Origin of the sequence: Mesorhizobium sp. M0139 (assembly GCF_040322455.1) — a bacterium.
GTDB lineage: Bacteria > Pseudomonadota > Alphaproteobacteria > Rhizobiales > Rhizobiaceae > Mesorhizobium.
The window spans coordinates 177247-189374 of sequence record NZ_JAMYTN010000010.1 but is presented as its reverse complement, the minus strand read 5'-3'; the positions used below and the strand labels follow the sequence as shown (position 1 = coordinate 189374).

Annotated in this window: 10 protein-coding genes; 3 read left to right on the top strand and 7 right to left on the bottom strand. The window is 57.5% G+C overall.

Annotation, left to right across the window (positions count from 1 at the left end; genetic code table 11):
• Positions 1-147: 147 nt before the first annotated feature.
• From NKJ58_RS18885 to gmd, 3 genes are all read right to left on the bottom strand, one after another.
• Entirely contained in the window at positions 148-1569 is a 1422-nt protein-coding gene (locus NKJ58_RS18885; RefSeq protein WP_023708038.1) for a phosphomannomutase, read from the bottom strand.
• Between the two features lie 350 nt (positions 1570-1919).
• Positions 1920-2864 carry a GDP-L-fucose synthase gene (gene fcl / locus NKJ58_RS18880; RefSeq protein WP_023689384.1) on the bottom strand — a complete coding sequence of 315 codons (945 nt, stop codon included), beginning with the start codon at positions 2862-2864 and terminating at the stop codon, positions 1920-1922.
• Positions 2864-3934 carry a GDP-mannose 4,6-dehydratase gene (gene gmd, locus NKJ58_RS18875; RefSeq protein ID WP_023672397.1) on the bottom strand — a complete coding sequence of 357 codons (1071 nt, stop codon included), beginning with the start codon at positions 3932-3934 and terminating at the stop codon, positions 2864-2866. The genes fcl and gmd overlap by 1 nt, the downstream gene beginning before the upstream one ends.
• A gap of 995 nt (positions 3935-4929) precedes the next feature.
• On the opposite strand from gmd, the gene NKJ58_RS18870 reads away from it, so the two are divergent.
• Complete coding sequence (locus tag NKJ58_RS18870) at positions 4930-5916, top strand: nodulation protein NodZ (RefSeq protein WP_023708037.1); 987 nt, start codon at positions 4930-4932, stop codon at positions 5914-5916.
• 240 nt (positions 5917-6156) lie between these two features.
• Positions 6157-7572: a mannose-1-phosphate guanylyltransferase/mannose-6-phosphate isomerase gene (locus NKJ58_RS18865; protein ID WP_023708036.1), complete on the top strand. Its 1416-nt coding sequence runs from the start codon at positions 6157-6159 to the stop codon at positions 7570-7572.
• A gap of 198 nt (positions 7573-7770) precedes the next feature.
• Here the strand turns inward: NKJ58_RS18865 and NKJ58_RS18860 are convergent, their stop codons facing one another.
• Genes NKJ58_RS18860 through NKJ58_RS18845 form a run of 4 tightly spaced genes read right to left on the bottom strand, consistent with a single transcriptional unit; the run spans position 7771 to position 10722 of the window.
• Complete coding sequence (locus NKJ58_RS18860) at positions 7771-9327, bottom strand: E2 ligase fold family C protein (protein WP_023708035.1); 1557 nt, start codon at positions 9325-9327, stop codon at positions 7771-7773.
• 3 nt (positions 9328-9330) lie between these two features.
• Positions 9331-9819, bottom strand: a complete 489-nt coding sequence (locus NKJ58_RS18855) for a Mov34/MPN/PAD-1 family protein (protein WP_023708034.1) — start codon at positions 9817-9819, stop codon at positions 9331-9333.
• The gene (locus tag NKJ58_RS18850) at positions 9816-10433 is read right to left on the bottom strand and encodes a putative metal-binding protein (protein ID WP_023708033.1); all 618 of its coding nucleotides are present in this window, start codon (positions 10431-10433) and stop codon (positions 9816-9818) included. The genes NKJ58_RS18855 and NKJ58_RS18850 overlap by 4 nt, the downstream gene beginning before the upstream one ends.
• Positions 10426-10722: a DUF2604 domain-containing protein gene (locus NKJ58_RS18845; protein WP_023708032.1), complete on the bottom strand. Its 297-nt coding sequence runs from the start codon at positions 10720-10722 to the stop codon at positions 10426-10428. Before NKJ58_RS18845 ends, NKJ58_RS18850 begins: the two co-directional genes overlap by 8 nt.
• Before the next feature lie 477 nt (positions 10723-11199).
• Between NKJ58_RS18845 and NKJ58_RS18840 the strand changes: the two genes are divergently transcribed.
• Entirely contained in the window at positions 11200-12093 is an 894-nt protein-coding gene (locus tag NKJ58_RS18840; RefSeq protein WP_198020971.1) for a nucleotidyl transferase AbiEii/AbiGii toxin family protein, read from the top strand.
• The last annotated feature ends 35 nt before the right edge of the window (positions 12094-12128 follow it).

Genomic DNA, 12128 nt, shown 5'->3' with positions numbered 1-12128 from the left:
TGGCTGGTACGGATCGGCTGTTTCCACGGGCGTTCCGGTTCGCTTCAAAGCGGACAGGGCCGGGACACTGTGGACGTTCTGATCGCGCTTGAGTAGCTTGTGCGACCCCCAGGGTCACCTGGGAATACGCAGGGAGGCGGCTTTTATTTAGCCTTGCGCCCAATTACGAATTCGATCCAATCCAGTCCGGAGCAAAAGCTCCGCATCCTCCCGATTTTCGGCTTCGACGTAGCACCGCATTTCCGGGGCATTTCCGGATGGACGCAAATGCAAGACACGCTTATCCGCGAGAGTGATACGAAGTCCGTCAACATCGCTAACCTTGCTTACCACTCCAATCGACCCGACGAAGGCGGCGATGTTAGTTTCCGCTGTACGAAGGTATGTCATGAGGCGAGTGCTGCTTTCGACGGAAAAATTTTCCAAGCGATCCGCCGCCGCCGCCGGCAATTGAAAGGAACTGCCAATTTTCGACAGTGGCTGCCCACTTGTATTAACAAGGGAAAGTGCCGCGAGGATGGGGAGAAAACTGTCGCGTGTAGGTAGCGCCGGCAGTTTAGTTCCGTTCGGGTCAAAGTCCGTGCCTGTCAATAAACCACCGTTTGCTTCGAAACCAACCACGCGCTCGTGACCCGACGCAACCAAATCGAGCATGGCAGCAATAACAAATGGCGATCCAACCTTGGTACGCACGACTTTAAAAGAACCTGCGGTCTCGATACCAGAGTTTGATGTGACCGGCGTGACGACTGCCTTCGCTTGCAGGAAGTTCGCGGTAATCAGGCCTAACAAATCACCGCGAAGGGGGTCTCCGTGGTCGTCAGCTACCAGTGGGCGGTCACCATCGCCATCTGCCGAGACGACCGCATCAAGCCGATGCTCTTTGGCCCAGAGCTTGAACTGTTGAGCAGTCTCGTCAGAGACCGCTTCAGTGTCGACAGGAATGAAACCTTCCGAACGTCCCAGGGTTACGACCGTCGCACAGTGATATGAGAGAATGTCAACCAAGAGATCGCGCGCGACTGTGCTGTGCTGATATACGCCCACCGTTAAGCCCTTTAGAGCATTAATCTCCATAAGCTTTCGATTGCGCGCCATGAAAAAGGCCTTGCATTCGGCCTCCCGGTGCTGCCGACGTGCAACAGCACCTTCAAGGACGTATCCGCGCTTCTCCAACTGCAAGGCGATGCGCGTTATCTCCCGCTCATCACCCTTGTCGATCTCACCGTCGGGTCGATAGAATTTTATTCCATTACGGTCGGCCGGAATGTGCGAGCCTGTGATCATCAAACAACCACTCTTACGCGCCTGAGCATACAGTGCCAGGGCAGGGGTGGGGACTGCGCCGCAATCGACTACGATGAAGCCGAGCGCGGACAGTGCCGCCGCACAGACGGCGGCGATGGCCGGACTCGAGGCGCGAAAGTCGCGCCCTATGAGTATCTCGTCGCCAATTCTGGCCAGGCCGGATTCCAGCAGGAATGTCGCGAATGCCGTTGCATATAGGGCAGAGGCGGCTCCTGCCAATTCTGTCGCCAGGCCCCGTAATCCACTTGTTCCGAATTTCATACCAAATCCGACGTTGCTAACCGGGTTTTGAAGGTAACATGCTCAAACTTTGGCTCGTCCGGAATGCCCATCGACAGATCCCTCGGACGAGAACAAGAAGTACATTCGGTTACCGTAGACGCGTTCGGTTATCGACGGTTACCCTTGTGAGGATTGACGCAGTCGGCGTCGGCGTGGGCAGCGCACCGTGACCTTCAAGGACGAGGTTGGAGCGGATGGGGTCCGGGTCCGGCGGGGCTCCTCGCGGCTGGCTCACATGAGCGCTATCGCCATCGAGTGATTGTCTCAGTCTACATTAGCTCTGGGTCCCGAAAGCGCGTACAGGCCTGAGACGCAGCAAATCCTCTTATCTATCGCCGTTCGGTGTAGCTCCCGTTTAGAAATGCATGATAGACACTCTCGATGCCTTCCATGAGAGTGATCTTTGCTGCCCATCCCAAAGTGCGCAGCTTGTCGACGCTCATGAGCTTTCGCGGTGTACCGTCAGGTCTAGAGTGATCATGCGCGATCTCCCCAGTAAATCCGACTACACGGCAGATCATTCGAGTCAGCTCTAGGATCGTGATGTCCTGTCCGCAGCCGAGATTGACGTGATCATGGTCAGAGTAGTTCTTCAGAAGGAAGACTAATGCGTCGGCGCAGTCGTCGACGTGCATGAATTCCCGACGTGGTGTGCCCGTGCCCCAGATGGTGATTTGCTTATCACTTATGAGCTTCGCTTCATGCGCTTTCCGGATCAGCGCTGGGATGACGTGGCTTGACTGCAAGTCATAATTGTCGCCTGGCCCGTAGAGATTCGTCGGCATAGCGGAGATGTAGTCGCGGCCGTATTGCTGGCGATAGGCTTGAGCCATTTTGATGCCGGTGATCTTGGCGACGGCGTAGCATTCGTTGGTGCGCTCTAGTGGCCCGGTCAAAAGCGCGCTTTCAGGAATGGGCTGTGGTGCCATCTTCGGATAGATGCAAGACGAGCCGAGGAAGAGGACGCGGTCGACATTGTTTTCGTGGGCTGCCGCGAAGATATTGGCCTCGATCATCAGATTGTCGTAAAGAAAGTCGACCGGATAGGTGGCGTTCGCGAGAATACCACCTACCTTTGCCGCCGCCATAATGATAGCGTCCGGTTTCATCACTGCCACGAAGTTTTCAACCTCGGTCTGTCGCTTGAGATCTAGCTCTCCCCGAGGGGCGGCCACAACTTTGCAGTCTTCAGACGCGAGTCGGCGTACAACAGCGCTGCCCACCATACCTTTGTGGCCAGCGACCCACACGGTTTTTCCGTTCAGATCATACATTACGCTTCCTTCATGACTACAGATGTCTGCATGACCTTCAGGTCTTCGCGGACCATTTCCGCAGCAAGGTCGCGCACGGATATCTCATGCACCCAGCCGAGCTTCTCCTTCGCCTTGGTAGCGTCACCCAGGAGAAGATCGACTTCCGTGGGGCGGAAGTAGCGTGGGTCCACTTGGACTAGGCATCTGCCGCTCGCTAGATCATAGCCCTTTTCGTCGACACCCTTGCCACGCCATTCGATCTCGACGCCGACATCTTCGAAAGCCCACTCGACGAATTGGCGGACAGGAGTCGTTTTGCCCGTAGCCAGCACGTAATCATCCGGTTGATCCTGCTGCATCATCATCCACATACCTCGCACGTACTCACGCGCATGGCCCCAATCGCGTTGAGCATCGAGATTGCCGAGATAAAGCTTGTCCTGCTTGCCCAGGTAAATAGCAGCGGCAGCGCGGGTGATCTTGCGCGTCACAAAAGTTTCGCCACGAAGGGGGCTTTCGTGATTAAAAAGAATGCCGTTGGAAGCGTGCATACCATAGCCCTCGCGATAATTGACGACCATCCAGTAGGCGTAGAGCTTGGCGGCGGCGTAAGGGCTGCGCGGATAAAAGGGCGTCGTTTCGTTCTGCGGTACGGACTGCACGAGGCCGTATAGCTCTGACGTCGAGGCTTGATAGAAGCGGGTCTTGTCCGTCAGACCGAGGAGGCGAATCGCCTCAAGAAGTCGCAATGTACCGATACCGTCCGCGTTTGCTGTGTACTCAGGTGTTTCGAACGACACCTGGACATGGCTCTGAGCAGCCAAGTTGTAAATTTCGTCTGGCTGAGATTCCTGAACCACGCGGATGAGGTTAGTCGAATCAGTGAGATCACCGTAATGCAAGATTAAGCGCGGATCGGATTCGTGCGGGTCTTGGTAGAGGTCTTCTATACGACCGGTGTTGAAGGAAGAGGAACGTCGCTTAATCCCATGAACGATGTAGTCTTTTTTGAGAAGAAGACGGGCAAGATAGGCACCATCCTGTCCAGTTATGCCCGTAATAAGAGCAACTTTCCTGCTATCACCCATTCTATTCCTGCTCTATTAAATTTTAAAGTTTCGGCTCCGGGCTCGCCACGCCGACACAATGTGCGGCCCGCCCTGTGCCCTATGGAGCACTTGACAGATGCGGCGCGCGGCTCGTCATTGACAGTCCGCCAGCCGAGCACACCTGCTCTTGCTTGGAGTCACAGCAAAATAGAGTTGCGCCGCTCACCTGTCGGATTCGTACATGCGGTCAGAGTACCGCTCAGCTCACGCCGTGAGCGACTGTACTCCAAGCACCTTGCAGCTGATTTGCTCTTCTATCAGCGAGTGAGGACGCCTTTCTTTCTTGCTTCAGCGTCTTCTAATGGGAATTGTTTGGATCAGTGAAATCGATTGTTTGGATAAAGTGCATCCACAGAATGGATGGTCTGAGCGAGCAGCGGGGGCGCATCGCCGGCCCGGAGTCGCAGCGCGAGCTTCCGTTCGGGGTGAGGACAAAGTTCGTGGCCGCGAGCCCTCACCACAGCATCCGGCACAGGTCGTGCAGAACTTTGGGAGCCGACTGCGGATTCTGTCGATCAGCTGGTTCCAGGCGCGTCGAGCCGTCGACCTCATCTCGCCCGGTACCGGTTGCTGTATGCAGCCTTGCACCCTTGGCGTACGGCGTCGACGGAATGATTTGCTTCGGCAGGCAGTGTAGCAGCGTTTCCCGGCTGTTTCGGCTCTATTGACCGGGCCCGCGTCAGCCGAGCCCCTTCATCATGGCATCCAACACATGGATGGCCGGCATCCACTCAATAGATTTTACATATGCCGCGGAGGCCCAGTAGAGAAGGCTGAACCGGAAGCGAGGGCAACCGGAAGCGAGGGCATCGGCTTCAAGCTTTGCGAGCGTCACGGGATTAGTGGGCAGTGCTGAGTGAGCTCTTCTGCCCTATGGCCCGGCCTCTGCCAAGGGCCCGGCGTCAGGGTCTACTAGTGTCGACTAAGGATTCCAAACCGGATGCAACCTCCTCTCCGAAACGAGATTTCCGAAAATGCATGTTAGTGGATTGGAAAAGCGCCGGTTCGTCGTCTCTCGGAGGCGTACGGGGTTCGGTGATTGTCTGTGGTCGTTGGCGGCCGCTTGGCGCTACGCGCAGCGGTCGGGACGAACTCTAGCCATCGACTGGCGGGGGGCCTGCTACCTCGACCAACCCTTCACAAATGCGTTTCCGGTGTTCTTCCAGCCGATCAATGACATCGCTGGGGTGCCGGCTATTTCCGACGACCGGATCAACGACGTTTCCTTCCCTGGTCCATTCTTCCCAGAGTGGTGGAACAGGCCGGCGATCGAGTGCCTTTACCGGCCAGATGAGCAGATTTTCCAAGAGCGCGATGAGTTGGGCGAGCTCTTTCAGGCCGAACACGATGTCGAAGCGAACACAGTAGTGTGTGACGCTTGTCTGATGTGGCGGTGCGATGAGGAAGCAGAGCGGCAGGTGTTCCAGAGTGTCAAGCCTCGGCCAGAAATTCAAGCCCGCATAGATGCCATTTATCAGGAATGTTTTGAGGGGCACAGCATCATCGGGATTCATGTTCGGCACGGCAACGGTGAAGACATCATGGAGCATGCGCCCTACTGGGCCGATCCGGAGCTCGCCGTTCGGCAAGTGTGCGCTGCAATTGAGAAGGCTAAGGCGTTACCGCACCCTAGGCCTGTGCGGCTGTTCTTATGCACGGACAGCGCGCGGATACTGGATCTTCTGTCGGCCAGGTTTCCCGATCTGCTCACTGTCCCGAAGCACTTCGGATCCAATCAAGGTGGCCCCTTACACACTGCAGCACTCGGGATTGACGGCGGAATTTCCGCCCTCGTTGAGATGTATCTTCTCGGGCGCTGCGATACCGTAATTCGGTTTCCCCCGACGAGCGCCTTTACACGATATGCACGTCTATTCGCACCACGGGTAATTGAATTCGATCTGAAGGAGCCAAGTCGTTTGACTTTGATAGAAGACAGCCAAGTCTCTGATCTCAGTTAAGACCCGCGACCTGCGCAATTCGGCAGAGGCAACCAACAGGCTTAGTTGAATGCGCATTTCTCATCGACGCCAGTGGAGGCGTCGTACATTACCGATAGGGTCGTCATCTGGCGCCGCCCGCAACGCGCCAGAACTTCGCTGTTACGCGGGGGCCGCAGACAAGCCAGAGCGACGGCGATCGTGACGCTGACGCTCGAAAGAACGCGGGCGATCACTCCAGAGACGAAATCGAGGTTAGTTATGAAAGTGATTCCCGTGATCATCAGCGGCGGAGCCGGATCGCGGCTATGGCCTGCCTCAAGGCAATCGCACCCCAAACCTTTCCTCAAAGTAGCGGATGGATATTCTCTCATTCAGCACACTGTGCTGCGTGCCGCTTCGATAGAAGGTGTCGTGGAACTCGTCGCTGTGACATCCGGGGAACACCTCTTCCTGACCAAGGACGAATTTGACGAACTGGATTCCGTGGTCCTGCCACGCACCTTTCTGCTCGAGCCCGAAGCTCGGGATACGGCCGCCGCCGTGGCTGCAGCCGCGATCCATGCGAGGGTAACGCAAGGCCCTGACGCGATCCTGTGCGTTTTCCCGGCCGATCACCTGATTAGCAACCTGCCTGCGTTTCTAGACGTCATGGGCCTGGCCATGGAACATGCGAAGCTCGGGCGGATCGCCACATTGGGCATCACCCCAACCAGACCGGACACGGCATTCGGCTACATCGAAGCAGATGGTGAGAACGTCGTCCGTTTCGTTGAAAAACCGGATCTGGATACAGCCAAAGCCTATGTCGCGTCTCAACGCTTCTTCTGGAACGCCGGCATCTTCTGCTTCAGTGCGCAAACCATGCTCGACGAGATGGTTTTGCATTGTCCCGAGGTGCTCCAGGCCGTCGCCGACAGCTACGAGAACGGCCGCGCCAGTCAATGCCAAGGCTTTGCCAAAATCGAACTCGCGCCTGAGCATTTCGGTTCCGCGCCGCGGATCTCGCTCGACCACGCTGTCATGGAGAAAACTAACAAACTTGCCGTGATTCCCTGCGACATGGATTGGAGCGACATCGGATCTTGGAACGCAATGGCCGATTTGATCGCCCCCGACGAAAGCGGGAACAGGATACACGGCGATGTGCACATGGTCGACACGACCGGCACCTATGTGAGCTCCGACAAGCGCGTCATCGGCACGGTGGGCGTAAGCGATCTGGTGATCGTGGATTCCCCGGACGCTTTGCTTGTCACATCCCGCGACCGCGTTCAGGACGTTAAGAAGCTCTTCGAGGGCCTCAAGGCTTCGGGACATGAAGCTCATCTGGTCCATAGCACGGTACACCGACCCTGGGGTTCCTATACGGTTCTGGAGGAAGGCGAGCGCTTCAAGATCAAACGCATCGAGGTGAAGCCCGGTCGCCAGTTGAGCCTGCAGATGCACTATCATCGTTCGGAGCACTGGGTCGTGGTCAGCGGCTCCGCCAAGATCGTCAATGGCGAGCAGGAGTTGTTCCTGGGGACAAACGAATCTACTTACATCCCCTGCGGCCATAAGCATCGGCTCGAGAACCCAGGCAGAATTGACCTGGTGATCATCGAAGTGCAGAGCGGCGATTATCTCGCCGAGGATGATATCGTTCGCTTCGACGACGAATATGGTCGAACGTAGATAACAGTACAAAAAAGTTAAACGACGAGGCGTCGCTCAAGGATCTCTGTCGTGGGTTCTGGGCCTGACATTGGCAAGCAGCGGGCCGAGCGTGTCATAGTATCCGCCCCGCGCTCTCCAGGCACTCGATCGTGGTCGAAAACGTCGGTGAGCGCTTGACAGCGCGCCGTCCGCGGTAACGAAGACTTCAGATCTTTCTCAGGCGGACCAGTTGCTCAGCTGTTCAACGGCACAGCCGTATTTCAGCCTGTAGGCGGCAACGAAATCCTCATCGCTGCAGATGCAGCGGCCGCTGGAATCTTTGGCTTTCGGATCATGGAGGTGAGAACCAAGGGGGCGCAGTAGATTCACGCGAGTGCTTGTCGTCGGACTCATCGGAAAACCCGCACTATGCTTGACCAGGTCTGCGGCAAGCATGATCCCGGCAAGCGCTGATTGAAAGGCCATCGGAACCACGGTTCGAACGAGACGACTTCCATCGCTAAGCTGGAACACCAGGCCGCCGCAGATAACCTGCTGATAAAAGGAACGGAGGGGCTGGCCAACAAACGCGGCGAGCGGCTCAAACGGCACAGCCATTGCCGTAGCCACCCGAGCTACGAACTCATTAGGGACTCCGGTATTGGTCTGCAGGAGCGTTTTTACCTCCTCGTGTGCTTCCGGCATTCCGAGTTCCTCCGCGACCAGTTGGTGTTCGTCCTTGGATTTCCCGGTCGGCATGTACATGCAGCAAAGGCAAGCCTGGCCGTCATCGAAACCATGCCGCGAGATGCCTAGATCTTGCTCCTGAGTCCAGGCGTTCGCGATCCATCGGGGCAGAGCACCTTGGACAGCTAGACGGTCGGCGGCGGTGTCAAGCGCCACACCCACTCGGTCGAATACCCAATCGCCCCGGCGCGCAACATATTCTGCCCACTTCATAGGGTGCGCCTCGACTTCAAGGGCGGTGGACCGAAGGGCGTTGGTCGCGAGGGCCGCCTTAGAGAGGCCGACCTCCGCCTGACCTGCCAACACGTAGCGCTGCAGGTTTGAGAGTTCGATAGCTTCGTGATCAACTACATGCAGGCGCCCCGACAGACCGGATTGCCTTGCCAGCGCCCAGAGCGAGCCATGGCCTATCGCGCCGAGCCCAACGAGGTGCGTTTCGCCAAGGTCGACAGGGAAATTTAAGGGGCTGGAATCGCCGGCGTTGCTCTTGTTGTAGGTGCATAAAGAGAGGTCGATGTTCTCGTCCAGCTCGGCGCCGGTCAGCTGGGAAGCAAAGATGGTTCGAAAGACGTTGGCCGCGGCGAAGCAGCTTGCGGCGCCAGCTCCATAGGGCAGCAAGCTCGAGCCAGAGCCCACCGGGTCCGTACGCGACAGCTTTGCCGCCCAACCCTGGGATCCCATGAAAAACGTTGGGCACCGAAGTGATGGGTGCACCGCGCCTGCAGCTACACAGACCGTCGCATACTTGCCGGAACGCCGGATGCTGATTTTTGGATTGATCGACTTTGCCAAGCGCTCGAGCGCTTGAGCTTGAGAGCTCGCGGCCATATCCAGGGGGAGTATGGCCAGGACCGGATACAGTCTGGCAAGCAACCTGACCGTAAGGTCAAGCGTCGCCTGGCCCTCGGCACACGAAGCGGCTTGGCTGTCGAAGGCCACAGCCACGACCTGCTTTTCGAGGGCTGCTTTGAAGTCGCATAGATGAAAGTCGGCCAGCACCTGAGAAGCTGCCGTGGCGGCGCGGTCAATGAAGTTAGCGAGTGCCATCGTTCAACCCGTTATCGTGATCATCCGCCTTAGTGCCGCGGATGGGAACTCATTCCAGTTCGCCTTCGCGTCAAGTCGATAGGCGGCGACCCGAGCAAGATCGAAAGGCTCGCGGGCGAAATTGGGCACCACCAGCGACAGACACCCAACTGTGGTAGCGACCGCGTAGGCGTCGTCGGTCGTCGAATGGTAGGCTCGGCCCGGATGGCTATGGATCTGGGCGAAGAGTTTAAGGTTGCTCTTGTAGAGCCAGACATTGAGCCGGTGTAGTTCTTCGGCCGGAACTATCACGCAAACGCCGTCACCCGTACGAATGTGACGCTGTGCTGGGATAACGGTCTCTGTTACGCCAAAGTGTTGGTCTTGCTGAACGCCGACCCAGAGCGCCATCCCCTCATGGCCCTGTCGCCCAACTGAGCGCAGGTGCGCCTGGACACTTGAAAGACAGTCTCGGGGAAGAGCGACTGTCCCGACATCCTTGAGCTCGGTCATTCTGGAATGGCGGGTAGGGGTGCTATCATGGCTCCCACTGAGATTTGGAACTGATACTGAAGCTGCTCCACGGGACCGGTCCCGTACTTGATGATCTTGTCCAGGATGAAGGCCAAACAGCCCTCGCCAGAAGCCCGATGGAGAAGCCATGAATCACCTGAATGGGCTGGATTGTCGTGGTATTCCCGGACGCCTGCCATGCACAGGAATGGCGTGTGTTCCGCACTGTTGGCCTGGATGAAGTCCGACAGCGACGGAGCGTTCTGCTGCATGAGGACCAAAATCATATCCGGTGGGGTTCCGGGTAGATGCGGTCGTCTCAGCATCCTGAGCAGCAAATCTTTCCGGGCAATCGGCCGGCGTATAAAGGGGTCTACGAAGACCACCGACGGAGGTCGGAGGTCGTAATTGGAGAAGTCGATCTCGACAGCTGCACCGATTATCTGTGGCTTTATCTTCGGCGGTACGAAGATGAAGAAGGCCGTCGGGAAGCTCGCCTCGATCAGGAAACAACCCTGAGCCCGGTAAATACCTGCTTGTGTTTGGAACCAGCCGATCTGCCGATCGAACTTCGCTCGGGACACCTCCGGGTCCACAGTTTGGAGTTCAGGCACCTGCGACGCCCGCCTTCAGGCTGAGGAACAGGGTCACAGTGGTCGCGAAACCGAAATCGCCAACTTTTTTGTCGACGTCGAGCAAGGTGCCGGCCTCGTCCTTGAATTCCCAATTCTCGGCCGGCTGGGCGACGTTCTGCGTGTTTTCAAGCGCTTTGGTGCGGACGACGTGAAGCGGCTGGTTGGGATTGGCTTCGACCTGTGTGGGCTGGCCGTTCACCACCACCGTGATCTCGATCTTCCCGGGGCCGCCGCCGTGATTTTCGCCCTTGCCCGAATCCTCCGACATTGTCCTACTCCTGTGGCTTACCAACGGGCCCCAAGCCGCCAGTGCAGACCTGCTGGTGAGCGGGCTGGCGGTCCTCAGTCGTCCACTCGGCGCCACGGACCGCGAGTACGCGAAAGACAGGGGATAACATCGAATCGATGCTGTCTCCTTTTTATGGGGACTTGTGGGGCAAGTAAACGGCCGAAACTGCTCTTCGCAACTATAATCGATTAGAGCATTGGCAAAATACCGGCCACCATCTATTCATGAACGCGCCGCAGCTTGCTCATTCCACTGGCCGCGTGCAACTCGGGCACTCGGTGATTCAGTTGGTAACATGCAAAATGGACCCACGCCGCAATATCCAACGTCGAAGTCGGCAATACCCCCGCAAGTTGTCCCTGCTCGTTTGGAATAACGCGCCTGGGTTGGGCCTCGCCCTCCCGCATGGATGCGGCACGCTCGTCGCCATCGCAACAACGCAAGTGGGTGCCCTGGGTGAATAAGGTTCCCCTCTTGCCGGCACACGAACGCTCCGCGCTGTTCGGCGAAACGGGCGCGATCCGCGGCGTTGCCAATACGATCGTAGAGAAGGACTTCTGGGTCTGCGGGACTTTGAGACGACTCTTCGAGGTGCCAAGGAGGACGCCCACCTTGCTCTTCAAAGGCGGAACGTCCTTATCCAAAGCTTACGGCGCGATCCGCAGATTCTCAGAGGACATAGATCTGTGGTTCGACCGCGCCGAGCTCGGCTATATCGGCGATCGTGATCCGAGCGGGACGGGATCAGCAGAACAGGCCGGCAGGCTTGTCGAGGAGCTCGTCGGGGACGTCGAAATGCACGTTGCAGAGAAGCTGCTGCCGGCGCTGCGCGCAGCAATGATCTACAGACGATCAACTTTCACTATCCGACCGCGCCGGCCGCGGAAGAGTACGAAGGCATGGCCGACACCACTTCGGGGGTTCAGCTCGAGTTCGGCGCCCGTGGCGACCCATGGCATACCGACAGAAGACGACCCGTTCCTATGCGGCGGAAGATTTTCCAGATTTCTTCGAGAATCCGGATTCCACAGTTACCGTGTTGTCGGTTCGGCGGACTTTATGGGAAAGATAACCGCCCTCCATGCCGAGACGCACAGGCCCGAGGAAACGCCGACGCCGCAATATCTCTCGCGGCATTACTACGACATAGCGATTCTGCTCGACACCGAAGATGGGAAGGGTGCGGCCTTGGACTTTGAGCTGCTCGAACAGGTAGCCAAGCACAAGGCGGTCTTTTTCCGCTCTAGCTGGGCGAGCCACGTACGGGGGTGGTCCGGGACGCTTCAGCTCGTGCCTTCCGAAATGCGAGTGCGGACCTGCGCTCCGACCACCGTGGCATGCCGCCGATGATGTTCGATCAAAAGCCACTGTCATTCGACAAAGTC